We start from the raw sequence: 25,912 nt of genomic DNA, 5'->3' as shown, positions 1-25,912 counted from the left end.
AAGGCTATTTTTTGAGTCACTTACAAAATAATGAACCATGAATGCTGTTATTTAATTTTAATTTAAGAAAGTCATTTTGATTTAAAAGCACTCGATTATATTTGAATGAAAAATCTCTACGGATGATTTTATTTATTTAATAATGAAGTTTTCGCCGATAAAAATGGATAAAACTTCGGTATATTGATAAAAATATAGGATTCAATCTGGAATAAGGGCACGAACTTTTATGCCCTTATATTTTATAGATAAATTTTCAGCACGCTATTTTTAAGTCGCAAGCACCGCAGCAAGCACTTGTTGTTCAAGCTCAGCAAAGGCAACTCCTTTTTGACGTGGGCGGGCTAAATCAACTTGAAACTGTTGTGCGATATGCCCTTTATCCAAAAGAATAATACGGTCTGCCAATTGCACAGCCTCACTGACATCATGGGTGACCAGAATAGTAGTAAATCCTTGTTCTAACCACAGTTTTTCGATCAGGCTTTGCATTTCTAGGCGTGTTAATGCATCCAAAGCTCCCAAAGGTTCATCAAGAAGCAATACTCGTGGTGTGTGCGACAAGGCACGTGCAAGTGCTGTTCGTTGACGTTGTCCACCTGAAAGTTGAGAAGGCCATAATCCAGACTTTTCTTTTAATCCGACTTTTTCTAATAATTGCTCAGCTTTGGGAAATTGATCTTTGGTGAGACCCAATTGCACATTTTTTAAAATGTTTTTCCAAGGTAAAAGACGCGGGTCTTGAAACATCACCCGGATATCATCTGCAATAATACCTTCACGGAAATTCAACAACGACTTAAATTTAATTTCACCGTAACTCGGTTGTTCTAAATCAGCAATTAAACGCAAGAGTGTACTTTTACCACAGCCACTGCGCCCTACGATCGCAACAAACTCTCCTGCTTCAATATGTAAGTCTAAATCTTCAAGAACTTTAACTTCACCATAGTACTTATGCAGCTGTTCAATCGAAATTTCTGCGCCAATTTTTGCCTGATCTTGTTCAATAATGTCTGGGTTTGGAAGAAGATCATTGGCATATTGACTTATACTTAAATCGGTCATTTTAAGCTCCTATTTCTGATAACCTGCGTGCCAACGCAATAGATATTTTTCTAAGAATTGTGCGAATACATCGGCAAGCTTGCCGAGAAGGGCATACAGTAAAATACCGACAAGGACGATGTCTGTTTGTAGAAACTCACGGGCATTCATGGTCATATAACCAATTCCAGATTGAGCAGAAATAGTTTCTGCAACAATAAGTAATACCCAAACTAAGCCCAATGAAAAGCGTAAACCAACCAAAATGGATGGCATTGCGCCTGGTAAAATAATTTCTTTATACAATTGCCAGTGATTTAAACCATAGCTTTTCCCCATCTCAATTAACTGGGGATCGACTGAGCGAATGCCATGATAGGTATTGATATAAATAGGGAAAAATACACCAACAGCCACTAGAAATAATTTTGCAGATTCATCAATACCGAACCATAAAATCACAAGCGGTATGAGTGCTAAAGCAGGAATATTTCGAATCATTTGCAAGGTCGTATCAAGTAGATTGGATGCAACTTTCGAAGAGCCATTGAGTAAGCCTAAAATCAGACCTAAGCCACCCCCAACCAATAGCCCGAGTAAGGCACGTCCTGCACTCACTTTGACATGTTGCCAAAGTTCACCGCTGACCAATAAGGTCCAAAATGCCGATACAACAGCTGTAGGTGCTGGAAGAACACGACTTTCAAGTAAGCCAGTTTTCGAGGCGATTTGCCAAATGACAATAAGTAAAATTGGAACAATCCAAGGCAGCAAGCGCTGCCCAAATTGCTTTGTTCCACGTGAAACGATAAGACTTTCCTTGTTAGGGTTTCGCTTGACTATGGCATTCATGCGAGCTCCTTTAAGGGCTTTTTATTTTCCTCAGGTGTGTAGTTGTTGGCAACAATTTCCCCAAATGGTCCAGTTAAATTTGGTTGGGTGAGTTTTTTACGTGTTTCCAATGGAAGCAATGGGAATACCAACTCAGCAAAACGAATGGATTCTTCCAAATGCGGGTAGCCAGAAAAGATAAATGTGTTGATACCCAAGTCTGCATATTCTTGAATACGGTCTGCAACTGTTTGTGGATCGCCCACCAATGCTGTACCTGCACCACCACGAACCAATCCAACACCTGCCCAAAGGTTTGGAGAAACTTCAAGTTTGCTACGATCACCATTGTGTAGTTCTGCCATGCGACGCTGACCGACAGAATCCATTTGTTTAAATTTCTTTTGAGCAGCTGCGATGGTTGCATCATCGACATACTGAATCAGTTCATTGGCTGCTTGCCATGCTTGTTCATTGGTTTCACGAACAATCACATGTAAACGGATACCATAACTTAACTGGCGTCCTTTGGCTTCAGCACGTGCTTTAACCACTGCAATTTTTTCTTTTACCGCAGCAGGTGGTTCACCCCAAGTTAAATAAGTATCGACTTGCTCAGCTGCCAATTCGATGGCGTCTTCAGAAGAGCCACCAAACCAAAGCGGTGGGTAAGGGGCTTGAATAGGAGGATAAAGCAGTTTGGCATCATCAACATTCAGGCGTTCACCATGAAATGTAAAAGATTCACCCGTATGTGAACGCTTTAAAATTTCACGCCAAATGGTGGTGTACTCCGCTGCTGTTTTATAGCGTGTAGCATGATCTTCATATAAACCATCACCTTTTAATTCTTGTTCATCACCACCTGTAACGAGGTTAAGTAGAACACGACCATTGGATAAACGGTCAAAAGTAGCCGCCATACGTGCTGCGAGGGCAGGTGTGGTTACACCTGGGCGCAAAGCAACCAAGAATTTTAAATTTTTAGTGGCATCAATTAAGCTTGCTGCCGTGATCCACGGATCTTCACATGAACGACCTGTTGGAATAAGTACACCTTCATAACCCAAATTATCGACTGCAACAGCAATTTGTTTCATATAGGCATGATCGACTTGTCGTGCGCCTTTGCTGGTTCCTAAATAACGACTGTCACCGTGAGTGGGAATAAACCAGAAGATTTTCATATCATGCATCCTTAAAAAAGTTCAAATACTATTTCGCAGTCCAAACAGCTTGTTTAATCTCTATGCTATTTGGAATAATTTTGAGTTCGCTAAAGCGATTTGCGAGTTGTTGTTGGTCTGAAATCACTTTGGCTGAAAGTGGAGCAGCACCTGAGGGACGAGGGCGTCGATCAATAAAAGTCTGACTGACTTGTGGTTTTAAGCCCGTGCTTTGACCAATTGATTGTGCTGTGGCAACACGGTTGGCCTGCACCCATTTATCTGCAACATTAATTTGTTGGATAATGCCTTTGACTGCTTGAGGATATTTTTTTAAAAATTCAGGTGACGCCAAGTAAAAAGTATAATTCGGACTTAAACCTTGCCCTGAAGCAAGTACACGGGCTTGATCTTCAATCTGCGCAGAAGCAAAGAATGGGTCCCAAATCGCCCAAGCATCGACGGCTCCTTTTTGGAAAGCGGCGCGTGCATCAGCAGGAGTGAGCCAAATGGGTTGAATATCCGACCATTGCAAGCCAGCTTTACGTACAGCTTGAACCAGTAAATAGTGAGCGCTCGAACCTTTTTGTAGTGCAATACGCTTACCTTTTAATTCGCCGAGTTTGGTTATTTTTGAGCTTTTCGGTACTAAAATTGCCGAAGCCAACGGTTTGGCCGCTTCATAGGCAATATAATACAAAGGCTTATTGGCTGCTTGTGCGTAGACTGGTGGCGTATCTCCTGTGACACCTACATCCAGTGAACCAACGGCAAGAGCTTCAAGAATCTGTGGTCCTGCTGGAAATTCACTCCAAGAAATCTTGGCATTGGGAAATTCCTTTTCATAGAGTTTCTGTTGTTTGGCAATTGCAAAGTTAATCGAACTTTTTTGAAAACCAATACGCAATTCTTTCACTGTTGGGTCGATTGCCCACACCGAAGTTGACCCAAGCATTGCACTACAGATCAACATTGTTGTCATTGCATGTGTAGGAGCATTGAACCATGATGATGTTTTGTGTTGTACAAAGTGTTGGGTCATTTTGATGTCCTCATTACATCGCATTGTGCGAAATTAGTGGGCTAATACAGCCGCTTGAATATTGATTTTGTTTGGAATAAGTTTTTGTTGATAAAAAGCATCAGCGACATCTTGTTGCTTTTTCACCACATCATTAGAAATCGGACTTACCCCAAAACCCATCCGTGAAATGGATGTATTGAGTACATCAAGCGGTAAGCCTGTTGGTTTTTCTAAAAGTTTTGCTGCATCAGTTTGATGTTGAGATACCCATTGTGTGGTGGTGTTCAATTCATTCACCACGACCTTTAAAACATCGGGGTGTTGTTCTGCAAATTTACGATCAGCCAAATAAAATTGATGGTTATTCACCACATTTTGACCAGTAGCAATCACTTTTGCATTGAGCTGTTTTTCAGCAGCAGCAAAGAACGGATCCCAAATAACCCACGCATCGACTGCACCTTTTTCAAAAGCAGCACGTGCATCGGCAGGCGGTAAGTAGACCACTTGGATATCATCCAGTTTTAAGTGATTTGCCTCCAATACTTTGAGTAAAAGGTAATGTACGTTAGAGCCTTTGTTCAGGACCACACGTTTACCTTTGAGGTCTTGTACCGATTGAATAGGTGAATCTTTAGGGACAATCAGTGCCTCAGCCAAAGGTGCAGCAGGCTGATTGGCAACGTAGACCAGATTGGAATTTGCCGCTTGAGCAAAAATAGGAGGTGCTTCACCTGATTCGCCAAAAGATACGCTCCCCACATTTAAACCTTCCAGCAATTGTGGACCAGCAGGAAACTCAACCCATTTGACATTGACCCCTTTTTCTTTAAGTGCTTTATCTAGGTCACCACGAGCTTTGATAATCGGCAATACACCATATTTTTGAAAACCAATATTTAAAGTCGTGCTTTCTTGTGGTTTAGAACATCCAGTCAGCATCATGATGGTGGCAAGGCTTGCACTTAGAAAGGAGATTTTTTTCCATGAAGGTTGAAATAAGTGCGCCATGAGTCACGATGCCTGTGTAATGTAAAAAGAATGAGCATCAGCTTAAAAGGCTTTGTATTTTCAAAAAAATAAGTTTTTGATGATTGCTAATGAAAAAAAAAGATAAATGATTAAATGCTAAAGTTATCGTTAAATTAGAAATATAAAATTAATATTCTATAAAAATAGAAAGTTATAAGAATATGAAAAGTATAAATTTATTGTTTTTATTTAGATTAGGAATATAGATTCCATGATCATGCATAAGCAAAAAATCTCAGTCATGGAATCTATTTAGATAAGTTTAGATGTAAATGTGATAATTCATAGAACTCAGCTTGCTTTGAAGATCAGGCAATCCGTTTTTTAAATACCATTGAATTACGTTGATAGTTATATAGGGCTTGCCGCGCTTCTGGTAAGTCATCCACATTCGCCAAGTCAAAACCATGCTCTAAGAACCAGTGTGCTGTTCGTGTAGTGAGAACAAACAGTTGTTGAATGCCTTGCTGGCGTGCATGTTCTTCTAGGAAATGAAGAATTTGACTACCTCGATTCGATTTACGATAGCCAGGATGGACAGCCACACAGGCGATTTCAGCGGAGCTTACTTCATCATTTGAAGCAGGAATTGGGTAGAGTGCGGCACACGCTAAAATTGTACCGTCTCGCTCGATGACAGCAAATTTATCAATTTCAGTTTCCAGTCGTTCGCGTGAACGATAGACCAAAATCCCTTCTTCTTCTAATGGGCGTAATAAATTGATTAAACCACCTACGTCACCGATATTTGCCATACGCACTTCTTCATAATGTGCATCTGTGATCATGGTGCCATGCCCATCTCGGGTAAAGAGTTCTTCAATTAAAGCGCCATCATATGCATATGAAAGGAGGTGCACGCGATTGACCCCTTTTAAGGATGCTTGTTTGGCATTGTGTAAATGCAGTGCAATTTCAAAATTTGAATCTTGATATTTTTCAATGTGTCTATCAAGTTGGTGTGGGGTAATTTCACGTTTTAATTGACCGTACTCATCCATCAAGCCTTGTTGACTACCCAAGAAAATCAACTTATCCGCTTGCATGTGAATGGCGGTTTTTGTTGCCACTTCTTCTGCGAGTAAATTAAACACTTCACCAGTGGTTGAATAGCCTGTTGGACCTAATAGCACAATATTTTGATTGTCTAGATGACGTTGAATCGCCTCAGTATCAATGGTTCGAACCTCACCAGTGAGCTGAAAATCGATACCATCTCGAATACCGTAAGGTTTTGCCGTCACGAAGTTACCCGATACAACATCAATGCGAGCACCAAACATTGGTGAGTTGGCGAGCCCCATAGACAATAAGGCTTCAATTTGTAGTCGAATCGAACCTACAGCACTCATCACACAGGGTAAAGAAGCACGTGTGGTAATGCGACGATTGATATGAATCGGACTCTGAATTTTATTTTGGAGCAAATTTGCATTGATTTGCGGGCGCGCGCCGTGGACCAAAATGAGTCGGATACCTAGTGAATGCAATAGTGCAATATCATGAATAATATGCTGAAAATTTGGATGTTCAACGGCTTCACCACCAAACATCAATACAAAGGTCTTGCCTCGATGGGCATTGATATAGGGTGCAGAATGACGAAACCAATGCACGTATTCTTGCGCTGTGCTTTGCGTTGTTTCTGGATTGTCAGTTTGCATACCTATCTCAGTATTGTTGATTGCTATATGATGATTCTAAACAAAAATAACTGAGAAATAATAGTCAAAATAAAAAAAGCACTCGAACGTGGGAGGACGAGTGCAAAAGGGTTATTCATTTCACAATTAAAACTTGAATATAAGATGAAATTTCACATATTAAAAAGGGAGTGATTAACATTGCATTTGAAGCTTTGGTATCAACACATTTCCTTTCGATCTATGGATAAACTTAATCCTGAAATATAGAGAAATAATGAAGATATCCATGAAAATATGTAGTTGAAAGCATTGTTAATTCAATAGAATTGTCATGTATTTCTCAAAAATATTAAAAAACCCAAGCACAGTTGGGTTTTAGTTTATGTTAAAAATATCAGCCGATGACACGAATAATGCGGTGATTTTTTTGGTTTACCAATACATAGTCGCCATTGATTCTATACCACTGTTGATACTTTCCTGGTTTGGATAAATGACGATAGTTTTTATAGTTGACGTGATAACGAGAAGAGCCAAATTGAGAAGGTAAATACTGACCTGAACGCCAATGACGGCTTGGAATAACGGTATTGCCATAATGCTTGTTGTTGTTCCAACGATGTTCATTTCGATGATCCCAACGCTGTTGTTCATAACGGTGCTGTTGATCTCGATGGTCTACATGTGGGGCTGCCATAGCTGAAGTGGTTATCAGTGCCGCCATCGAAAGTGTGATCGTGGTTAAAATGCTTTTCATTTGATTCACCTGAATTTAACTTGTGTCCTTTGATGCTTTCAAATTACGCAAAAATTAGAGATAAATGGTGAGGATGATTTAGTTGAATTGTGAAATGTATGAAGATTTGATGAAGGCAACCAATATACTTATTTTTCTCGATCCTTAGAAATCTCAAAGTCGTATCTCTGCTGTGGAAATCGACAAAATGAGAGGTTTGATACGCAAAACAATCAATTGCTCAATGAGCTTGAAAATAAAACGAACAATCTGAAGTTAATTTTAATAAAAAACCCTCCTTGAGGAAAGGAGGGTGAGGAAGGCGTTGAGTTTTAACGGATAGATAAAGCAACAGAATAGGGACTGTGCTTTTGATCATTTTAATATTAACGGATGACTCGAATAATATGGTGGGTACGTTCGTTCACAAGTACATAACGTCCATCAACTTTATACCAACGCTCAAATTTGGCTGGTTTGTGAAGGTTTTTATAAACACGATAATCATTCACATAGTAATGATTGTCATGGTAGCGTTCAGGTAAAATTACACCTTCTCGCCATTCAAATTTTTCATGACTAGCCATAGGGCGATGATCACGACCATGATCCCAATCTGCCATTGCTGAGGTTGCGATTAAGGCACTGAGAGAGAGCGTGATTGCGCTGATAACTTTTTTCATTTGAATTGACCTTATAAAACGGATGATCTATCCGATGATTCAAAATTACTCCCGAATTTGAGATAAAAAATGGAGAAATATCATTGAATTGTGAATTTACATGCAAGTTCTATAAATTATTCTTATCGCTTGTAAAAGCAGAAATTGAGCAAAAAAAAGCTCAAACGAAAAAGGTGTTTGAGCTTATGAAATTGAAATATTGATCAGTGTTACACAGACTACATGCCACGGATACTCACAATATTATTGTTATCAGAATCAACTAGGATATAGTCATTATTAATTTTATACCACTGTTGATTACGTGAGGGTTTTGGTAGATTCTCATCCTTATAATCAACTTTATAGCTGTTTCCTCTGTAATGTTGTGGCATTACATAACCCATTTGCCATTTATGTTGCTGTAAACGTTTTACACCACGTTCTTCTCGCTCCCGACGTTGCTCTTGAATATTATCATCGTCATTCCCACGAAAATTACGCCCACGCTCACCGCGATCACGCTTACCTTGGTCATAACCATGGTCATTGTCAAAATGAGGACCTGCAATGGTAATTTGAGTCGTCAGCAGTGTTGATAGAGAGACTGCGATGATCGCTAAAATCTTTTTCATAATCATCCTCGCTTATCCAGTGTGTTTATTTTGACCTCACTACTGTACTGCTAAATTGCAGAGAAACTGTGAAGAAAATTCAGTTTTTCATTAAAAAATACAGACATAATCAAAACATATTTCTGAAAAAGTGAAAAGGGTTATCGTAATGCTTTGAACCACAAACGCTCATGTACTTTTCTTTAGTGCACATTTTATGATTAAAAAAATGTAAATATTTATAAATATTGTTTTTAGCTGAGTTGAAGCGTAGCGCTAACTCAGCTTTGATCAAACGGTCTAGTACCATTGGTCATTCATATCCTTGAGACAATTGATCGCTTTGATAATATTTTCTGCTTGATAAGCATCATCCAGTGCTTGAATAAAATCATTTGGCAGTTGTAATTGTTCGATTGAACGGATGATCTCTACTTTATATTTTAAATCAGTCATGATTCATTCCTCTCCAGATCTGGTTTTGTTGAGGAAAACTATAAAGGACCTTATGTAATTTGAAAAACTGGATATAATTATATTTTTAATTGAATAAATCGATTTAAGTGACTTTCTAAATCTAAACTTTGATGATGTTTATAAAAAATTCACTCAACAATATTTTCCCCTCACTGATCACAACCGCGGTGAGGGGAAAATCAATCAGTCTTGTGCGTCGATACTTTCGCCATTTAATGAAAGACTGTCATCACCCATTAAGTAAAGATATGCTGGCATAATTGATTCTGGTGACGGTAGCACTTTTGGATCTTCATCAGGATAGGCTTTGGCACGCATTGCCGTACGTGTACCACCGGGATTAATACAGTTATAGCGAATATTCGGATAAGTATTTTCTTTGGCAAAAATTTTACTCACCGCTTCAATCGCTATTTTTGATACCGAATAAGCACCCCATTGTGCGCGTGCTTCTCGTCCAACACCTGAGCTTGCAAAGACCACCGAGGCATGTTCAGATTTTTGCAATAAAGGCAGGAGTTCTTGGGTCAAAACAAAAGGAGCACGTAAATTCACTGCCATCACATCATCCCAAACTTCTTCGGGATAGTTTGCCAGTTCCACACGTTCGCCTAAGATACCCGCATTATGTAAAATACCGTCTAAACGTCCAAATTGCTGTTCAAGCGTATCAACCAAAAGTTCGTAATCTCGAGCGGAAGCAGTTGAGAGTTGTAAAGGTAAAATCGCCGGCTGCGGTGCACCTAATGATTCAATTTCATCATAAATGACTTCAAGTTTATTGAGCGTACGACCATGTAAAACGACAGTGGCACCGTGTAAGGCATAGCTGAGTGCTGCTGCACGCCCAATACCGTCTCCCGCACCCGTAATCAGGATAATTTTATCCTTCAATAAATCTGGGCGAGGTTGATATTCTGAATATTTCATGGGAGACCTCCTATAGTTGTTATGATGTGATTTGAGTTTCAATATAAAAACATTGAAACATCATATTCAAGATGTTTCAGTGTCTTTTTATTAACTTATTAGACCAGTTAAATAATCTTCTGGGATTTTAGATTTTGACCAGCTTCTTGATAACTTGATGTAATTCATCAACATTATCCACAATACAATCTGCTTGCCAAGTAGATAAATCGTCTTTGTACTGTAATGGTAAATAACCATATGCAGCAAGGATGGTATACATCTGCGCATTTCGTCCAGCATCAATATCACGAGGATGATCGCCTACATAAATGCATTGTTCTGGGGCAATATCAATCTGTTTTGCAGCTAAATACATTGGCTCAGGGTCAGGTTTAGTCTGTTTCACGTCTTCTGGGCAAACCAGTACAGCACAACGCTCAGTTAAATTGAGTGCTTGAAGTAACGACTCACTAAGCCAACGAGGCTTATTGGTCACAATACCCCAAGGAATCTCATTGCTTTCCAACTCCGCTAAAAGCGAATACATCCCTGCAAAGAGATCTGTATCAACGGCAATGTCTGCACCATATAAATCCAAAAAATGTTGGCGATGAGTGAGAAAAACCGGGTCATCAACTTCAAGTTCTGGATAAACCAGCTTGACCATCGCACGCGCGCCTTCGGAGACTTGGGTACGGATCAAATCTGCATCGACAACAGCACGCCCTTCATTTCTGCACATGTCTTGGATGATACGAATAAAATCTGCGGCAGTATCAATCAAGGTGCCGTCTAAATCAAAAAGAACAGCTTGCATCAGACACCTTCATTCACGGTATATACCATATAGTTCACGTCTACATTTGCTGCGAGCCAATAGTGTTTGGTGAGCGGGTTGTAATGTAAACCTGTCATATCTTTAAGTGTTAAGCCAGATTGACGAATGTCATGAGCCAGTTCTGAAGGCTTAATGAATTTGTGATAGTCATGTGTGCCTTTTTTCAATAGACGCAATACATACTCAGCACCAATAATCGCAAACAGATAGGATTTTGGATTACGGTTAATGGTTGAGAAAAACACATGACCATTTGGTTTTACTAACTTCTGACAAGCTTGGATAATTGAAGCAGGATCAGGCACATGCTCCAGCATTTCCATACAGGTCACAATATCGTACTGACCTGCTTGCTCTTCAGCCAGTTGTTCTACAGGGATTTGTCGATATTCAATATTATGAACATTTTCCTGTTCTGCATGTAAACGTGCCACATTGAGTGGCGCTGCACCCATATCGATACCCAAAACATCTGCACCACGACGAGCCATGCTTTCAGCCAAAATGCCGCCACCACAACCAACATCAAGGATCTTCTTGCCAGTAAGACCATTGGCATGTTCGTCAATCCAATTTAAACGTAATGGATTGATTTGATGTAAGGGTCTGAACTCAGAGTGCTGATCCCACCATAAAGCAGCTAATGCTTCAAATTTAGCAATTTCCTGTGGATCAACATTAAGTTGCGACATGTTCGTCACCTCTAAGTAAATTGTTTTAATCAAAAATTAAGTTCAGTTATGTTAGGGTCTGTTGAGATTTGATACCTTGGTTGTACTGTAGGCTAAAATTTATTCAAACAGATATGTAACCGAGTTAAGGGCTATTCCCTTACCAAGTTCCATAGCGAGGTTTGGGTGATCTTTGCCAAAAGCCTTGGGAACAATGGTATGTTTTGACACGACTTGGTGATGAATAATTTATTTAGCATGGCTAAATTTCATTACGAATGCCTTGTATGACTAAAAATACCGATTGTTGAAACCATAGATTCATTCTCGACAGACCCTAGTGTAACCATAAATCCGAAAAAAGCGATGAATCGTGTAAAAAACTTCACAGAAGGAAAACGATTTTCTCATATTTGTTTTATAGTGAATGCATAAGCTATACAAGACGACTTAGAGGACAATAAAGTCAATGAAAAAATTTATTTTAGGTGGCATGACCGCAATGGTGATGGCATTTTCTGCAAACACCATGGCCGCTGATTTTGTTGCAGGCAAAGATTATACCGTTGTTCAAAATCCTGGAAAGGTTGCAGTACCAGGTAAAATTGAAGTACGTGAATTTTTTTGGTACGGATGCCCACATTGCTTCAAATTAGAACCACATATGCAAACGTGGTTAAAGAAGATTCCTAAGGATGTTAACTTTATCCGTACACCTGCTGCGATGAATCCATTATGGGAACAAGGTGCGCGTGCATACTATGTCAGTGAAGCACTAGGTGTACGCAAACGTACACATCTGCCTTTGTTCCATACTAACTTTTCAGGCAATCAACAAGTTCTTCAAAAAGATGCCTTTGCTAAATTCTTTACGCAATATGGCGTACCTGAAGCAAAATTCAACAGCATGTACAGTTCATTTGCGATCACAGCAAAAATTGCTGAATCAAACCAGTTGGCACAGCAATATCAACTTTCTGGTGTACCAGCAGTTGTGGTCAACGGTAAATATGTAGTTCAAGGTGAAGATGCTAAAGTGACACAAGTTGTTGACTATCTTGTAAATAAAGAACGTACAGGAAAATAAACCTGATCCGTTCAGAAACCCGCAAATGTTTGCGGGTTTTTTTATATCTAAAGTGTTTAGACGATGTTTAAGCCAGTTTTCGTTGACCACTTTTAAAAGCATGTTGATGACTCAAACTCACAATCAACAGCGCGATAATAAGCAAACCCAACATATAATGTGGAAAGCTTGAAGCCCCTGTGTGATTCAAGATCATGCCACCGAGCCATCCACCAGCTGCGACTGCTAAATTAAAAACAGTGACCAACATCGATTGTGCAACATCGGCATCTTCCTGAGCAGCATCGGCAAGTGCTGTCTGTAAGAGGGTAGGCGCTCCACCAAAGATCATTCCCCAAATTGCGATACAGGCAAGAACGATCAGATCGTTATGGATAAAAATCAGTAATACGCAACTCAATGCAAAAATAATTAGGCTGATTAAGGTGAGTATTCTTAGATAACGATCTACCCACAAACCCACAAGCCAAATACCAAGAATGGAGGAGAAACCAAACAACATCAGCACAAGATCAAGATGCTGACCTAATTCAACATGAGTTAAATAAGGTGCAATATAGGTATAGAGCATATTGTGGGCCAAGATCCAAAATAGTAAGACAGCCAGAATCGGTAAAATGCCAGCGCTCGAAACTACCCGTGTAATAGACTTATTGTGTTTCTGGGGCTGACTTTGAAAGTCTGGAATCATGGCACGTACCCAAATGATTAGGATCAGTGCGAGTACAGACATTGCCCAAAAGACCTGATTCCAGCCAAACAAATGACCAAACCATGTTGCTAAGGGTACACCCAGAGAAAGCGCTAAAGGCTGACCGACACTGGCAATCGCCAATGCTTTACCTTGTAGATGAAAAGGAACTAAGCGCCGTGCATAACCTGCCAGTAGTCCCCAAATCACACCTGCTGACATACCTGCAAAAAAGCGTGCCACCAAGATAAAATAATAATGTGTCGAAATTGCAGTGAGACTGTTAAAGATCAGTAAGCCGATAATTGCATATAAAAATAAAGGGCGCCTGTTCCAGTCTCGTGTCAAGGTGATGACAGGGATTGCGGCAATCACAGAACCTAAGGCATAAAGCGTAATGAACTGACCCGCTTGAGCTTCGGTGATTGCTAGCCCCTGACTGATTTGTGGAAGTAATCCAGCAGGTAAGGTTTCTGTCATGATGGCGAGAAAGCCTGCTAAGGTAAAAGCAAGCAATTGCAATACAGGTAACTTTTCAACAGTATTTTTGGGTGATGGCTGCTTTTGAGATTTTTGATGATCAGACATGGGGGATTTCCTGTGCTGTGATAAGGTGGCATGCCTGTCTAGTCCATTGAGCTTGTAATGGGTTTGTTGTGATCTCCCTTGCATGATCAATAGATATTGATAAATTAAATTTATTCATATGGTTGGGTGTGAAAATTTTCATCATATTTAATCCTTGTTATAGCAAGATCACTGTGTTGTTGTGTTCTTATTGGAATGATTGTTCCAAAATGGTTGAAATAAAAAGCCAAAACCTTGCTTGAATTTTGGCTTAGTGTATTAGAGACATGACATCGTGGTTTCGATAACATGCTGTAAAATTTTTTGTCTTTCTGCTAAATCACTACCTTTACCCAGTATTCGCATTCCCTGAATGGTATTGACCAAAAAATAAGCCAATGCTTCTGGATTTTTATCAATTGAAATCTCACCGCTATGTTGCCCATCAACAATGATCTGTGCTAAAGCTTGCTGAAGACGTTGAAAATTATGTTGTACTTGCTGAGCAACATCTGAGTCATGTGCAGCAAGTTCTAAAGCAGCATTGGCAACCAAACAGCCTTTCTGTTGTGGATCTTTTAATTCATCCTCAAGAATTGAAAGCAATAATTGATGTATGCGTTCTTGAACAGACATATCCCCAGTCAGTTTTTGAATATTTGCAGTAGTGATTGCCTGATAACGTTTTAATGCTTCCTGATAGAGCTTGTGTTTATTTTCAAAAGTATTATATAAGCTGCTGCGTGAAAGCCCTGTACCATCTACAAGGTCTTGTACAGAAGTTGCAGCATAGCCTTTTTGCCAAAAGACTTGCATGGCAGCATCGGCAATTTCATCTGGTTCAAATTCTTTGTTACGCATAGAATGTTTTTATTGGAACGATTGTTCCAGTAAGTTTTGCACTAACTTAAGCCAGTGTCAACCTTCTCTAGAAATTTAAGTGAGGGTGTTTAAGATGCTTTGACTTCCCAATTTTCAATTCCTTTGAAAATTAAGTGAATTTGAGTCACAGCTTGCTTTTTTAACACCATTTTCTGTAATTCAAGTTCGATACCTGAATACTGGCGAGACAGGCTAATCCAAGACATTGCCCAAGTAAAAGATAGATTAATCAGAATGTTGGTGATGACTTTTAAGTCACTCTCATCTCGAAAATTATCAATCACTTCAAATTTTTTTAAATCACTGGCGAGATCATCATTCAAAAAATCGATTTCGCGTGAAATGGCACGACGAACAATTTCTGAACCACCCCAACGTTCCGAAATCATAAAAATCCACTGTTGGGGACTACTGTCTACAGCTTCAAAGAATAATTCCATACTGGTTTTGGTCTTGGCTTCTGGATGAGCAAGTCCTTTGCCCAATTGATGCAACACGTTTTTAAGGTATAAGGACACTTGATCGACCAACTCTTTACCTAACTCATCCATATCTTGAAAATGGCGGTAAAACGCTGTTGGTACCAAACCTACTTCACGGGCAACTTCTCTTAAACTGATACTCGAAAATGAACGACCCGATGTGCTTAAGGTTAAAGCAGCATCAAGTAAAGCCTGACGGCTCTGTTGTTTACGTTCATCGCGTATCGACATTTGGATATCCAAAGATTTTTGTTGTGATGAGTCTATCAAAAATAAAAACAAATTAAACGACGAATGTCAGTGTACAGGTGTTGACTGAATTAAAAAAATGATTATAGTGTACATATGTTCACTAAAAGAACGTTTGTTCACTCAATAAATAGCAAGCACAAAGAGGAACGTCACATGAGTAGCTATATGCAGTATCAGCCAGAATGGGTTCGTGAGGATTTTGTCGATTTTATCGCAGAAAAAATCAATCCTATTTGGGCTTGGAAAAAGGTTAAAGCCACAGTAGTTAAAATACGTGCGTTGAGCACTGACTTTTATCAAATTCAATTACGACCAAATCGTAATTTTAAACATCAGCAATTTAAAGCAGGTCAAAGTGTTTTGGTCACTGTAGAAATTGCAGGTGTACGCCAACAACGCAGTTATTCTGTCGTGAAATTTTTGAATAATGGCGACATTATTATCGCGGTTAAGCAACAAGGTAAGGTTTCTACTGCATTAAGCCAGTTGGCTTTTGGACGTGTGGTTGAACTGTCTCAATCTCAAGGTGATTTTGTTTTAGACCAAGATCATACCCCATTATTATTGGTGGCTTCTGGGAGTGGAATCACCGCAATTTACTCGCTGTTGCTTGAAGCATTGACTGATTCAAATCGTCCTGTAGATCTGATTTATTTTAGCCGTGATGAGGCATTTCATGCAGATCTAGAACAGCTTTTTCAGCAACACCCACAGTTTAATTATCATTACATCAATACAGTTCAGCAGAAACAGCATTTAAACATCAAGCTATTGGAAAGTTTAGTTACTGATTTTCAGCAACGTCAAACTTATGCCTGCGGTGCGAACGCCATGATGCAAAACATCAATCAAATTTATCAGGATTTGAACATTACAGCGCATTTAAAACAGGAATATTTCCAGATTGCAGTAGACGAAAGCCTAGAAGCACAACCAATCGTTTTTTTACGCTCACAACAAGAGTTTGAAGCGCGTTCTAATCTTCTTGAGAGTGCTGAACATGCCGGGTTGAAACCAACACATGGTTGCCGTATGGGGATTTGCAATACCTGTACATGTACTAAAGTGAGTGGTTCAACCAAGAATATACTCACGGGTGAAATTGACCATGACAGCAACACTCAAATTAAATTGTGTATCAGTCAGGCCGTTAGTCCTGTGGTCATTAATCTGTAAATTAAAGTAATCATTTAAATAAATTTAAGCAACTTCTTGCTCTGTTGAAGCTAGACGTAGGAAGTTGTAACCAAAATTCAGCGAAAGCTTCTAAAAATGAAGCGCTGAGGAGTAAAACAATGAATATGTCAGTCAATTTTCCAAACAGTAAATCGAAACATTTAAACCCTGAACAAACAGCAGAGTTTGGTCGTCGGGTGGATGAAATCCGCCGTGAAGTGATGGAAAGCTTGGGGGAACAAGATGCCAAGTATATTTATAAAATCCGAAATTTTGTGCGTTATAGTGAAATAGCATCCCGTGGAATGTTGATGTTTGGGGGTTGGATTCCACCAGTTTGGGTCATTGGCACAGGGTTGTTGGGTATTTCCAAGATCGTTGAAAACATGGAACTTGGACATAATGTCATGCACGGACAATTCGACTGGTTAAATGATCCAAGTTTGAATGGGGCAAACTATGACTGGGATACCATGGCAACAGGTGATGATTGGAAATATACCCATAATTATGTGCATCATACCTATACCAATATTGTCGGGAAAGACCATGATGTTGGCTATGGGTTACTCCGAGTCAGTGAGTCACAAAAGTGGGAACCGCGCTTTTTATTCAATATCCCATTGGCGATTCAATTGATGGTATTTTTTGAATGGTATGTCGGTGTACAGAATCTGCATTTAGAAGATGCTTTGGTTTACAAAACCAAAACGTGGAAACAAGTTTGGGCAGATGCTACAAAATTTCGTAAAAAAGCGCGCCGTCAGATTTTAAAAGATTACGTGTTTTTTCCATTGATCGCAGGACCAAATGCTTTACCTGTTTTGGCAGGGAATACGATTGCCAATGTGATTCGTAGCCTATGGTCTTCAGCAGTGATCTTCAATGGTCATTTCACTGAGGATGCCGAAACCTTTGAAGCGGATAATGTTGAAAATGAAACACGTGCAGAATGGTATTTACGCCAGATTCGTGGTTCGAGCAATTTTACTGGAACCGATTGGTTGCATATTTTAAGTGGTAATTTAAGTCATCAGATTGAACATCATCTATTTCCAGATATGCCTGCGAACCGTTATGCGGAAGTTGCTCCTAAAATTAAGGCGTTATGTGCAGAATATGACATCAATTATAATGAAGCGAATTTCTTTAAACAGTTTGGTAGTGTGTGGGTACGTTTAGCGAAATGTTCTTTACCTAATCACTGGACCACAAGCATTACTCAATCAGTGCAGAAAGTGAAAGGGATTTTTGCTTAGATTTTATTTTACAAAGCCCTTTTGTGGTGGCGAAAGTCCAAAAGAACCTTGTTGAGAGCGACAAGGTTCTTTTGTTTAAAATATAAAAACTCAACTTTAAAATTCAGGTTTGGGTCCAATCATGATTGATCTTTTTTAATCAGCATCCTTGGTGATTTCCCCGACATTCTTTTAAAAAAGGAGATAAAGGCACTCTCACAGGAAAAACCTAAGTGATGGCTGATCACGGATATTTTTTCATTTTTAGATAATAATTCTATCGCTTTCAGAAAACGCCATTGTTGTCGCCATTGCTGATAATTCAAACCTGTTTCGCGTAAAAAAATTCTGCCAATGGTTTTTTCACTGAGTCCAACCAGATCTGCAAATACATTTAAATGCGGTAATAGCTCAGTACCTAAAAATTTTCTTAATCGACGATCAGTTGGAAATTGTAGAATAACCGATACTGATGGTGCAGTTTCAATTTCATTCAATCCAACATTAAATAAATCCAAAAAAGGTCGTTTGCTCCAGTCCGTATCAAAATCAGCGAAAGCGATTCTCTCCAATATTTCTTTTAATAAAGCACTAACTTGCAAGACTTTGACTTCTTTAGGAAGTACTGGGTATTGAACGGTATTAATATATACCGAGCGATAGCCAGTCACTTGGCTCATTTCAGCACGATGAGTTGTGTCTGGTGGAATCCATGCGATATGTGCAGGGGGCAGGATACATAGCTGACCAGATAAGGTAATTCTAATACTGCCACTGTTGGTAAATAGCAGTTGTCCCATTTTGTGGGCATGTTCTCCCGAATCATGTCGAGCAATTTCCGAAGCAATACCGATCACATTTAATCCGAGTTGATCGGGATTAAAATCAGCATCCGCTGCTAACCATGCCATTGTTTGTCCGATTTTATAAATAATATGTCTTTTATGATTATATCTCTCAAAATTTGATTTTGTTATTTTTCTCGATGGTTCAATTCAACGTATTCAAAAGAAAATGTTAAAGAAATCTATATTTTATTTACTGGCTGTTTTGATGATGTTTCCTCAAGTTGTTGAGACGATCTACAGCCCAGCACTGCCTCATATTGCACATGGATTCCATATAAGTTCTGAAAAGGCGAGTCAAACGATCTCTTTATATTTCATTGCCTTTGCGCTGGGTATCGTCTTTTGGGGGCAGATGTGTGACATTTTAGGAAGACGAAAATCGATATTGGGTGGATTATTGATTTATGCGATTGCCTCGATTGCTGCGATTTTATGTCGTACTTTTGATGATTTAATCATCGCCAGAATGTTCTCGGCATTTGGTGCAGCTGTGGGTTCCATCGGAACACAAACCATTATTCGAGATACTTTCAAAGGCAAGGAGCTGGTCAAGATTTTTTCCATCATTGGTATTCTGCTTGCGCTTAGCCCAGCTCTAGGTATGGTATTTGGCGCATTCATCACAACATGGTGGGGATATCAAGGTGTATTTCTAGGTTTAGCGCTATTTTCAATCCTGCTTATGTGTTGGTGTGTATTTGAGCTCCCTGAGACGCTTATTAAAAACAATAAAAAAGTTCCTATTCTTCATATTTTTATTACCATGCTTAAAGATAATGAGATTTGGAAAACCGCATTTTTGGTTGCACTTTTTAATATCAATCTTTTTGCTTACTATCAGTTGTCTCCTTTCTATTTTCAAATATTAGAAGCCTCATCATGGGTGTTTGGATTGAGCGGTCTGTGTTTGACCTTAGGCGCCATTTTTGGTGCATTACTGAATAAATCTTTGCTTAATAAAAACGTAAATCCCCATACTTTGGTGTCCATTGCGGCATTGATTGCGATTTTGGGGAGTGTTTTGATCTGTATCACTCTAGCCATCAAGAGTTGGTTATTTATTTTTCCGGTACTGTTGATCATGGTCGCATATGGGCTTGCCATCCCTAATCTTCTTGCGACAGCACTTAAACACTATGCCGAATGTTTAGGTACAGCAGGCGCACTGTTGGGCTTGATGTATTATTTATTATTAGGTGGGGGATTAGTTTTGGCAGGTTGGGGACAAAATTTGGCAGCAGTATTATTGATTTGTAGTGTGGCGACTTTATGCATAAATTTATTTCGGCATCGTGATGTATGAAAACTTTCACATTGATCCAATTATTTTTAAGATGATGCTCCGTCGCATGCAAGTGGTTTGGACCAATCTGTCAGTCAGCGACGTATACTCAGCAATTTCAAAAACCACCATCTTGTAACAAAACCAACACTAGAGTATCTGTTATACTTAGCCGCATTATTTCTGAATCCATTAAGGACACACTATGCGTATCGACCAACGTGCATTAGATCAATTACGTGAAGTTAAAATTACTCGTAACTACACACGTTATGCGGAAGGTTCTGTATTGGTTGAATTTGGTCATACAAAAGTGCTGTGTACTGCAAGTATTGACAATTCAGTACCTCGTTTCTTAAAAGGACAAGGACAAGGTTGGGTAACTGCTGAATATGGCATGTTGCCACGTTCTACCCATACCCGTAGTGATCGTGAAGCGGCTCGTGGAAAGCAATCAGGGCGTACTCAAGAAATTCAACGTTTGATTGGTCGTAGCTTACGTGCAATGGTTGACTTGAAAAAGTTGGGTGAGAATACGATTACAATTGACTGTGATGTGATTCAAGCGGATGGTGGGACACGTACTGCTTCAATTACTGGTGCTGCGGTTGCATTGATTGATGCGATGAATGTGTTGTTAGAAAAGAAAAAAATCAAACAAGACCCACTAAAAGGCTTGGTCGCTGCAATTTCAGTCGGGATTTATCAAGATGAAGTGTTACTTGATCTTTGTTATGAAGAAGATTCTAACTGTCAAACTGACTTGAATGTAGTGATGACTCAAGCGGGTGAATTTATTGAAATTCAAGGTACAGCAGAAGATAAACCTTTTACCCGTGCTCAATCCAATGCAATGTTAGAAATGGCTGAAAAAGGAATCCAAGAGTTGGTCAAAAAACAGCAAGAAGCCTTGGGTTGGTAATTTTTTCATCATCTAAATTGCTATAAATCTAACGCATCTTCGGATGCGTTTTTTTATGTGAAAAATATAGTGGTGTATTTTGATCGTCATGAAATTGCCATTAAAACTTCACCCTATTGTCATTGGGATCATATTGACTATGGCTACATTTATTTCATGGATAGGACAATGCGAAATTTCCTCTTGATTGCAGTGACGAGTCTGAGTGTACTGCTCAGTGCTTGTAATGATGATAACAACGAAACATCAACGACGAATCCGCCAGCACCCACTTGTAAAGTACATTGCGCACCATAATAAAAATATAAGGAAATAGACATGAAACGTCGTGATTTTTTAATCAATTCTACAAAAACAATCTTTGGTACAGCCGCTTTAGCCAGCTTTCCAGCCAGCATTCAAAAAGCCTTAGCGATTGATGCCAAAGTCGAAACAGGCACAATTAAAGATGTAAAGCATGTCATCATTTTGACTCAAGAAAACCGCTCATTTGATAATTATTTTGGAACATTCAAAGGCGTTCGAGGCTTTGGTGATCGTTTTACGATTCCACTATCAGACAACCGCAAAGTGTGGGAACAATACGACAAAGATAAAAATAAAATTTTTCCTTACCATTTAGACAGTACTCGTGGCAATGCACAACGTGTCAGTGGTACACCACACTCATGGACTGATGGTCAGTTTGCTTGGAACCATGGGCGTATGGGCAACTGGGTGCAATATAAACAGCCTCAATCAATGGGATATTACAAACAGAAAGAAGTTGAATTTCAGTTTTCACTTGCCAATGCCTTTACCTTATGTGATGCATACCATTGCGCCATGCATACAGGTACGAACTCTAACCGTATGTTCTTATGGACGGGCTCGAATGGTCCTAAAGCTGCGGGTGTGGCAAGTGTGGTGAATGATTTGGATAGTATTGGTCCATCAACCACGGGCTATGATTGGACGACCTATCCTGAGCGTTTACAACAAGCAGGTATAACTTGGAAAGTTTATCAAAATATGCCAGATAACTTTACCGACAATCCTTTGGCTGGATTTAAGCAATATCGTCGAGCCAATGAATTGTCAGGTAAACCCGTCAATAATAGTACCGTTTGTCCAGCCTACGATCCTGCAATTGATGCAACACAGCCTTTGTATAAAGGGATTGCCAACACCATGCCTGATGGTGGATTTCTGGGTTCCTTTAAAGAAGATATTGCCAAAGGTCAATTGCCACAAGTGAGTTGGATGGTCGCTCCTGCAACCTACAGTGAACATCCCGGACCATCAAGCCCTGTTCAAGGTGCTTGGTATATTCAAGAAGTGCTGAATGCGTTGACCGAAAATCCTGCAATTTGGAGTCAAACCGTTTTATTGGTAAATTTTGATGAAAATGATGGTTTCTTTGATCATGTTCCTTCACCAAGTGCGCCATCTAAGGACAGTTCAGGTCAAATGCAAGGTAAAACCACATTGACCGATGAACAAATTTCTTATGAATATGCAACACATGCAAAAGCTTCAGCTGGGCAACCAAACTTTACTGACCCAAAAGTCAGTAATGGTATAGGGGTATATGGTCCGGGAATTCGTGTGCCGATGTATGTCATATCACCATGGAGCCGAGGAGGATGGGTGAATTCACAGGTTTTTGATCACTCTTCGGTGATCCGATTCTTGGAACAGCGTTTTGGGGTAGAAGAACCCAATATTAGTCCATATCGCAGGGCAGTATGTGGAGATTTGACAACAGCATTTGATTTTAAGAATCCAAATACACTTGCGATTGAAGAATTGATGGGTAAGAAAACCAAAAGTGAAGCGGATGCAATTCGCAATGCACAGGCCTTATTGCCTCAAGTTTCACGCCCTTTGAGTCAGGTTTACCCAGTTCAAGAGATCGGAACACGTTTATCCCGTGCATTACCTTACATTTTACATAGCAGTGCGAAAGTCGATTTGGCGGCAAAAACAGTCAAATTAATATTTTCTAATACGGGAACACACGCAGCAGTATTTCATGTTTATGATCAGTTGAATCTTGAAGCAATCCCTCGCCGTTATATGGTTGAAGCAGGAAAGCAGTTGGATGATGTATGGAACACCAGCACTGGAAAATATGATTTGTGGGTATTGGGACCTAACGGTTTTCACCGTGGTTTTGCTGGAGATTTGACTAAATCTGCACAGGTTGAGTCGTTGGCAGAAGTGCGGGTGTGTGTTGAAGAGTGTGATCCAAAGATCTATCTAAAAGTTCGTCATGATGCAAGTAAACCTGCAAAACTGATGGTAAAAGCCAATGCCTATCTGCCGAATAAAACGTGGAATATTGAAACAGCATCAACGGAAAAGGAATTGAATTGGAATATGTCTGATTTTGGTGGTTGGTATGATTTTACTGTCACGATCGAGGGCGACAGTTCCTTTAAACGCCGTTTTGCTGGACGTATTGAAACGGGTAAAGACTCTTTCTCTGATCCATATATGGGATTTATTGAGTCTTAATCTTTCAGTATTTGATTGTTCAGCTTGAAATAAGGTGCGTTTTGCACCTTATTTTTTGAGTTGATCAAAGACCGCATCATTTGCGTAAAATTACATGTTTAAGCTTCCAATCATCTATTTACTTCAATAGATACATAAATCAGCACAATGTCCTATGTTTTATCTACAGAGTCTTCAAGGGTTTTGAAACAAGTCTTTTTAGAATAGGTGAAATTTTATTGAGTTGTTGGGGCATTTTATGAAAATTCTGATTTTTCTATTTGCAGTGATTACTTTTATGTTGATGGCAGGAGATCCTCGCCGGGAGGATTTTGAAAGCAAAGAATTTGAAGTCAAAAACAATGATCAACAACAGATTGAACAAAAAGTTGATCAGAAAGATTCAACAGAATCTTCCTGAACCAACCATTAGCTTTCAGCTTTCGATTTTAAAATCTGGTAAGTAAAGTTCTTGCCATTCAAGACATCCATATTCATGTCTTTGTACTGCTGTAAAATCTCAGCTTGATTAAATTCACAAGATTTTTGTGTCTGTATACCTGTTTGATGAACAGTGCGATAACAAGAGCTGACATTGTTCACAAAGCGATAATAGGGTGAAAGGGGAACATGTGCTGCTTCAAGCACTTTAGGTGCAAGGAAGTGTGCAGCAACAAAAGGTCCTTTAAATTGCTTTCGGTCAATAGGAAAGTTTGCCCATACAGCAAGTGGTGTTTCAAAGAAACGCACATCTTTCTTTTCAGCTTTTTCTTGTTCAGATTTAAAAAAGCCATATTCATCATATACTTTTTGTAAATTTGGCAAATGATCACCAAAGAATATGACAATCGTAGGACGCTCAAGTTGTTTGACATTTTCAATCAGCATTTTCAATTTATCATCTGCACGCTGCATCCCTGTTAAATAGGTATTCAGTGCACGTTTACTGTTATCGCTGATGCCGTCTTTGGTGATTTTAAAATGGTCTTTACCAAAACGATCATCACTATACATCGGATGGTTTTCAACACTGATCGCATAGATAAATTGCGGTTTATCTGTATTCTTCAGTTGATTTTCAATACTGCTATAAATCAAATCATCTGTTGCCCAACCTGCAGCATTGATATATTTGGCACGGTCAGCCATGTTGATCATATTTTCAATCGAGGTAAAACGGTTGAAACCTAGATTTTGATAAACAGCGCTACGGTTATAAAAATATTTACCATTGTTATGCATAGCTGTTGTTTCATAACCTAAGCTATTTAAATACATCGGCAATGAGTAGGTTGGGCGTTTGAGTTTTGATACATAAGCCAATTCATTGTGATTCAAATAGGTATTTAAACTGGTCAATACTTCAAATTCAACATTGGCAGTACCGCCCCCAAAGCTTGGGGAAAGTACAGTAGAGACCTGATTTTTATTGATTGTTGGGGTGATATTTCGAGGAATGCTCTTGTCTAATTTTGTGGCATCCCAATGCGACTCACTCATGACAAAAATAATATTGGGCAGTTGTTGTTCTGGCTGATCCTCGGATTCTAGATTCGATGTTGTCGCTTGTTGGTTTTCATCTATCATCGGTTGATAAAGCGTCGCCACTTTTTCTTCAGGAATCACTTCAGTTTGGAAGATTTTATTGTTTAAGCCGTCCACAGTCTTAGAAAAGAAGAATGTTGGAAATCCCAAATATCGAATAGTCAAATGATCACCAATCCAATCACCACGTGTATTGGGTAAGTATTGTGCATACTGACAAATCGAATTTTTTGCAGCATTGGCGCAGGATTCACTAAAATTATTTTTAAAATTAGCAGTAATAAAAAATCCAAGAATCGCAAAAGATAGAATGCTATTGGTTAAGAGTAAGGGTTTACTACCTAACTTTTCTTTGCGGTATAAAAATACAAACAATGCAATAAACACCGCGATAGCAGCAAAAACAGCAAATTTTAATAAGATGGGTGAGGCAATAAAGGTTTCTTTAAATAATAAAAAATCACTAGGCACTAAGCTGGCTGAAAGATATTGCTCTTTTTTAATATTGATAAAACTGAGTAAAAAAATAATAAATTGGCTCAGTAAAATCGTTGCAAAGGTTTTTCTTAAAATTAAATAGAATAAGCTGATGAAAGCATAATTCAGTAAGATAGAAAAAGCATATCTATACAGGCGTGGCTTTAGATAGATGTCACGTAATTGAAAGAAACGCGTGATATCTTCTTGGTATAAGAAAAAAGCAAATACTGATAAAAAAGCGACAAGTAAAAACAAAACTTGTTGTTTCAACGTCTTCATCGGTCTAATTTTAGCAAAGTCTTGGAGAGCCAAAAATTATAGGCTGA

Annotated in this window: 26 protein-coding genes; 8 read left to right on the top strand and 18 right to left on the bottom strand. The window is 39.1% G+C overall.

The window, feature by feature from the left end:
- Nucleotides 1-270 precede the first annotated feature (270 nt).
- The 13 genes from TOL5_RS21360 to ubiG all read right to left on the bottom strand — a co-directional run bounded on the left by TOL5_RS21360 (nucleotide 271) and on the right by ubiG (nucleotide 11,677).
- On the bottom strand, nucleotides 271-1,068 hold the full coding sequence (locus TOL5_RS21360; RefSeq protein ID WP_004832226.1) for an ATP-binding cassette domain-containing protein: 798 nt from the start codon (nucleotides 1,066-1,068) through the stop codon (nucleotides 271-273).
- Nucleotides 1,069-1,077: 9 nt separating this feature from the next.
- Nucleotides 1,078-1,899 carry an aliphatic sulfonate ABC transporter permease SsuC gene (gene ssuC, locus TOL5_RS21355; RefSeq protein ID WP_121773958.1) on the bottom strand — a complete coding sequence of 274 codons (822 nt, stop codon included), beginning with the start codon at nucleotides 1,897-1,899 and terminating at the stop codon, nucleotides 1,078-1,080.
- Nucleotides 1,896-3,065: an FMNH2-dependent alkanesulfonate monooxygenase gene (gene ssuD, locus TOL5_RS21350; protein ID WP_005034766.1), complete on the bottom strand. Its 1,170-nt coding sequence runs from the start codon at nucleotides 3,063-3,065 to the stop codon at nucleotides 1,896-1,898. The genes ssuC and ssuD overlap by 4 nt, the downstream gene beginning before the upstream one ends.
- Before the next feature lie 28 nt (nucleotides 3,066-3,093).
- Nucleotides 3,094-4,026 carry a sulfonate ABC transporter substrate-binding protein gene (locus tag TOL5_RS21345; RefSeq protein WP_227543953.1) on the bottom strand — a complete coding sequence of 311 codons (933 nt, stop codon included), beginning with the start codon at nucleotides 4,024-4,026 and terminating at the stop codon, nucleotides 3,094-3,096.
- A gap of 93 nt (nucleotides 4,027-4,119) precedes the next feature.
- Nucleotides 4,120-5,079, bottom strand: coding sequence for a sulfonate ABC transporter substrate-binding protein (locus TOL5_RS21340; RefSeq protein ID WP_005034761.1), 960 nt, complete (start codon nucleotides 5,077-5,079; stop codon nucleotides 4,120-4,122).
- Between the two features lie 329 nt (nucleotides 5,080-5,408).
- Nucleotides 5,409-6,764: an amino-acid N-acetyltransferase gene (gene argA / locus TOL5_RS21335; protein WP_121773955.1), complete on the bottom strand. Its 1,356-nt coding sequence runs from the start codon at nucleotides 6,762-6,764 to the stop codon at nucleotides 5,409-5,411.
- 376 nt (nucleotides 6,765-7,140) lie between these two features.
- Nucleotides 7,141-7,503, bottom strand: coding sequence for an RcnB family protein (locus TOL5_RS21330; RefSeq protein ID WP_121773954.1), 363 nt, complete (start codon nucleotides 7,501-7,503; stop codon nucleotides 7,141-7,143).
- 365 nt (nucleotides 7,504-7,868) lie between these two features.
- On the bottom strand, nucleotides 7,869-8,165 hold the full coding sequence (locus TOL5_RS21325) for an RcnB family protein (RefSeq protein ID WP_005034756.1): 297 nt from the start codon (nucleotides 8,163-8,165) through the stop codon (nucleotides 7,869-7,871).
- A gap of 218 nt (nucleotides 8,166-8,383) precedes the next feature.
- Complete coding sequence (locus tag TOL5_RS21320) at nucleotides 8,384-8,779, bottom strand: RcnB family protein (RefSeq protein ID WP_004832208.1); 396 nt, start codon at nucleotides 8,777-8,779, stop codon at nucleotides 8,384-8,386.
- A gap of 279 nt (nucleotides 8,780-9,058) precedes the next feature.
- A complete protein-coding gene (locus tag TOL5_RS21315; protein WP_004832203.1) occupies nucleotides 9,059-9,214 on the bottom strand; it encodes a hypothetical protein in 156 nt (51 codons plus the stop codon).
- Nucleotides 9,215-9,418: 204 nt separating this feature from the next.
- On the bottom strand, nucleotides 9,419-10,165 hold the full coding sequence (locus TOL5_RS21310; RefSeq protein WP_004832201.1) for a YciK family oxidoreductase: 747 nt from the start codon (nucleotides 10,163-10,165) through the stop codon (nucleotides 9,419-9,421).
- Nucleotides 10,166-10,292: 127 nt separating this feature from the next.
- Nucleotides 10,293-10,967 (bottom strand): HAD family hydrolase, encoded by a 675-nt coding sequence (locus TOL5_RS21305; RefSeq protein WP_162987658.1) that lies wholly within the window; start codon nucleotides 10,965-10,967, stop codon nucleotides 10,293-10,295.
- A complete protein-coding gene (ubiG, locus tag TOL5_RS21300) occupies nucleotides 10,964-11,677 on the bottom strand; it encodes a bifunctional 2-polyprenyl-6-hydroxyphenol methylase/3-demethylubiquinol 3-O-methyltransferase UbiG (RefSeq protein WP_046760456.1) in 714 nt (237 codons plus the stop codon). The genes TOL5_RS21305 and ubiG overlap by 4 nt, the downstream gene beginning before the upstream one ends.
- Before the next feature lie 448 nt (nucleotides 11,678-12,125).
- Between ubiG and TOL5_RS21295 the strand changes: the two genes are divergently transcribed.
- Nucleotides 12,126-12,743 carry a thiol:disulfide interchange protein DsbA/DsbL gene (locus TOL5_RS21295; RefSeq protein WP_009584327.1) on the top strand — a complete coding sequence of 206 codons (618 nt, stop codon included), beginning with the start codon at nucleotides 12,126-12,128 and terminating at the stop codon, nucleotides 12,741-12,743.
- A 67-nt stretch (nucleotides 12,744-12,810) separates the two neighbouring features.
- Here the strand turns inward: TOL5_RS21295 and TOL5_RS21290 are convergent, their stop codons facing one another.
- The 3 genes from TOL5_RS21290 to TOL5_RS21280 all read right to left on the bottom strand — a co-directional run bounded on the left by TOL5_RS21290 (nucleotide 12,811) and on the right by TOL5_RS21280 (nucleotide 15,596).
- Nucleotides 12,811-14,022 carry an MFS transporter gene (locus tag TOL5_RS21290; RefSeq protein WP_221260631.1) on the bottom strand — a complete coding sequence of 404 codons (1,212 nt, stop codon included), beginning with the start codon at nucleotides 14,020-14,022 and terminating at the stop codon, nucleotides 12,811-12,813.
- A 258-nt stretch (nucleotides 14,023-14,280) separates the two neighbouring features.
- On the bottom strand, nucleotides 14,281-14,862 hold the full coding sequence (locus TOL5_RS21285; protein WP_121773951.1) for a TetR/AcrR family transcriptional regulator: 582 nt from the start codon (nucleotides 14,860-14,862) through the stop codon (nucleotides 14,281-14,283).
- An 89-nt stretch (nucleotides 14,863-14,951) separates the two neighbouring features.
- Complete coding sequence (locus tag TOL5_RS21280; RefSeq protein ID WP_004832185.1) at nucleotides 14,952-15,596, bottom strand: TetR family transcriptional regulator; 645 nt, start codon at nucleotides 15,594-15,596, stop codon at nucleotides 14,952-14,954.
- Between the two features lie 174 nt (nucleotides 15,597-15,770).
- Between TOL5_RS21280 and TOL5_RS21275 the strand changes: the two genes are divergently transcribed.
- Together TOL5_RS21275 and TOL5_RS21270 are read left to right on the top strand one after the other, a co-directional pair.
- Nucleotides 15,771-16,793, top strand: a complete 1,023-nt coding sequence (locus tag TOL5_RS21275) for a flavin reductase family protein (protein WP_121773950.1) — start codon at nucleotides 15,771-15,773, stop codon at nucleotides 16,791-16,793.
- A gap of 119 nt (nucleotides 16,794-16,912) precedes the next feature.
- Nucleotides 16,913-18,052 (top strand): fatty acid desaturase family protein, encoded by a 1,140-nt coding sequence (locus tag TOL5_RS21270; RefSeq protein WP_121773949.1) that lies wholly within the window; start codon nucleotides 16,913-16,915, stop codon nucleotides 18,050-18,052.
- A 119-nt stretch (nucleotides 18,053-18,171) separates the two neighbouring features.
- Here TOL5_RS21270 and TOL5_RS21265 read toward each other — a convergent pair whose 3' ends face one another.
- Entirely contained in the window at nucleotides 18,172-18,942 is a 771-nt protein-coding gene (locus tag TOL5_RS21265) for an AraC family transcriptional regulator (RefSeq protein WP_121773948.1), read from the bottom strand.
- Between the two features lie 103 nt (nucleotides 18,943-19,045).
- On the opposite strand from TOL5_RS21265, the gene TOL5_RS21260 reads away from it, so the two are divergent.
- The 5 genes from TOL5_RS21260 (at nucleotide 19,046) to TOL5_RS21245 (ending at nucleotide 23,982) form a co-directional block, all read left to right on the top strand.
- Entirely contained in the window at nucleotides 19,046-20,182 is a 1,137-nt protein-coding gene (locus TOL5_RS21260; RefSeq protein ID WP_121773947.1) for a Bcr/CflA family efflux MFS transporter, read from the top strand.
- Nucleotides 20,183-20,366: 184 nt separating this feature from the next.
- Complete coding sequence (gene rph / locus TOL5_RS21255) at nucleotides 20,367-21,083, top strand: ribonuclease PH (protein ID WP_005034744.1); 717 nt, start codon at nucleotides 20,367-20,369, stop codon at nucleotides 21,081-21,083.
- Between the two features lie 168 nt (nucleotides 21,084-21,251).
- Entirely contained in the window at nucleotides 21,252-21,380 is a 129-nt protein-coding gene (locus tag TOL5_RS22635) for a hypothetical protein (protein ID WP_257790579.1), read from the top strand.
- A gap of 21 nt (nucleotides 21,381-21,401) precedes the next feature.
- Nucleotides 21,402-23,582, top strand: coding sequence for a phosphocholine-specific phospholipase C (locus tag TOL5_RS21250; RefSeq protein WP_121773946.1), 2,181 nt, complete (start codon nucleotides 21,402-21,404; stop codon nucleotides 23,580-23,582).
- A gap of 238 nt (nucleotides 23,583-23,820) precedes the next feature.
- Complete coding sequence (locus TOL5_RS21245; RefSeq protein ID WP_162987657.1) at nucleotides 23,821-23,982, top strand: hypothetical protein; 162 nt, start codon at nucleotides 23,821-23,823, stop codon at nucleotides 23,980-23,982.
- A gap of 8 nt (nucleotides 23,983-23,990) precedes the next feature.
- Here the strand turns inward: TOL5_RS21245 and TOL5_RS21240 are convergent, their stop codons facing one another.
- On the bottom strand, nucleotides 23,991-25,865 hold the full coding sequence (locus TOL5_RS21240) for an LTA synthase family protein (RefSeq protein ID WP_121773945.1): 1,875 nt from the start codon (nucleotides 25,863-25,865) through the stop codon (nucleotides 23,991-23,993).
- Nucleotides 25,866-25,912: the final 47 nt, after the last annotated feature.

The sequence above is a fragment of the Acinetobacter sp. Tol 5 genome (assembly GCF_019702905.1).
GTDB classification, from domain to species: Bacteria; Pseudomonadota; Gammaproteobacteria; order Pseudomonadales; family Moraxellaceae; genus Acinetobacter; species Acinetobacter bereziniae.
This window is presented reverse-complemented; position numbering and strand designations above follow the sequence as displayed.

Bases quoted from the DNA above. Each gene is read 5' to 3' on its own strand.
- TOL5_RS21360 (WP_004832226.1), bottom strand. From the start codon at position 1,068: ATGACCGATTTAAGTATAAGTCAATATGCCAATGATCTTCTTCCAAAC.
- TOL5_RS21260 (WP_121773947.1), top strand. From the start codon at position 19,046: ATGTTAAAGAAATCTATATTTTATTTACTGGCTGTTTTGATGATGTTT.
- TOL5_RS21340 (WP_005034761.1), bottom strand. From the start codon at position 5,079: ATGGCGCACTTATTTCAACCTTCATGGAAAAAAATCTCCTTTCTAAGT.
- TOL5_RS21345 (WP_227543953.1), bottom strand. From the start codon at position 4,026: ATGACAACAATGTTGATCTGTAGTGCAATGCTTGGGTCAACTTCGGTG.
- TOL5_RS21250 (WP_121773946.1), top strand. From the start codon at position 21,402: ATGAAACGTCGTGATTTTTTAATCAATTCTACAAAAACAATCTTTGGT.
- TOL5_RS21240 (WP_121773945.1), bottom strand. From the start codon at position 25,865: ATGAAGACGTTGAAACAACAAGTTTTGTTTTTACTTGTCGCTTTTTTA.
- TOL5_RS21315 (WP_004832203.1), bottom strand. From the start codon at position 9,214: ATGACTGATTTAAAATATAAAGTAGAGATCATCCGTTCAATCGAACAA.
- TOL5_RS21245 (WP_162987657.1), top strand. From the start codon at position 23,821: ATGAAAATTCTGATTTTTCTATTTGCAGTGATTACTTTTATGTTGATG.
- rph (WP_005034744.1), top strand. From the start codon at position 20,367: ATGCGTATCGACCAACGTGCATTAGATCAATTACGTGAAGTTAAAATT.
- ssuD (WP_005034766.1), bottom strand. From the start codon at position 3,065: ATGAAAATCTTCTGGTTTATTCCCACTCACGGTGACAGTCGTTATTTA.
- TOL5_RS21285 (WP_121773951.1), bottom strand. From the start codon at position 14,862: ATGCGTAACAAAGAATTTGAACCAGATGAAATTGCCGATGCTGCCATG.
- argA (WP_121773955.1), bottom strand. From the start codon at position 6,764: ATGCAAACTGACAATCCAGAAACAACGCAAAGCACAGCGCAAGAATAC.
- TOL5_RS21310 (WP_004832201.1), bottom strand. From the start codon at position 10,165: ATGAAATATTCAGAATATCAACCTCGCCCAGATTTATTGAAGGATAAA.
- TOL5_RS21265 (WP_121773948.1), bottom strand. From the start codon at position 18,942: ATGGCATGGTTAGCAGCGGATGCTGATTTTAATCCCGATCAACTCGGA.
- TOL5_RS21320 (WP_004832208.1), bottom strand. From the start codon at position 8,779: ATGAAAAAGATTTTAGCGATCATCGCAGTCTCTCTATCAACACTGCTG.
- TOL5_RS21330 (WP_121773954.1), bottom strand. From the start codon at position 7,503: ATGAAAAGCATTTTAACCACGATCACACTTTCGATGGCGGCACTGATA.
- TOL5_RS21325 (WP_005034756.1), bottom strand. From the start codon at position 8,165: ATGAAAAAAGTTATCAGCGCAATCACGCTCTCTCTCAGTGCCTTAATC.
- TOL5_RS22635 (WP_257790579.1), top strand. From the start codon at position 21,252: ATGCGAAATTTCCTCTTGATTGCAGTGACGAGTCTGAGTGTACTGCTC.
- ubiG (WP_046760456.1), bottom strand. From the start codon at position 11,677: ATGTCGCAACTTAATGTTGATCCACAGGAAATTGCTAAATTTGAAGCA.
- TOL5_RS21295 (WP_009584327.1), top strand. From the start codon at position 12,126: ATGAAAAAATTTATTTTAGGTGGCATGACCGCAATGGTGATGGCATTT.
- TOL5_RS21280 (WP_004832185.1), bottom strand. From the start codon at position 15,596: ATGTCGATACGCGATGAACGTAAACAACAGAGCCGTCAGGCTTTACTT.
- TOL5_RS21275 (WP_121773950.1), top strand. From the start codon at position 15,771: ATGAGTAGCTATATGCAGTATCAGCCAGAATGGGTTCGTGAGGATTTT.
- TOL5_RS21270 (WP_121773949.1), top strand. From the start codon at position 16,913: ATGAATATGTCAGTCAATTTTCCAAACAGTAAATCGAAACATTTAAAC.
- ssuC (WP_121773958.1), bottom strand. From the start codon at position 1,899: ATGAATGCCATAGTCAAGCGAAACCCTAACAAGGAAAGTCTTATCGTT.
- TOL5_RS21290 (WP_221260631.1), bottom strand. From the start codon at position 14,022: ATGTCTGATCATCAAAAATCTCAAAAGCAGCCATCACCCAAAAATACT.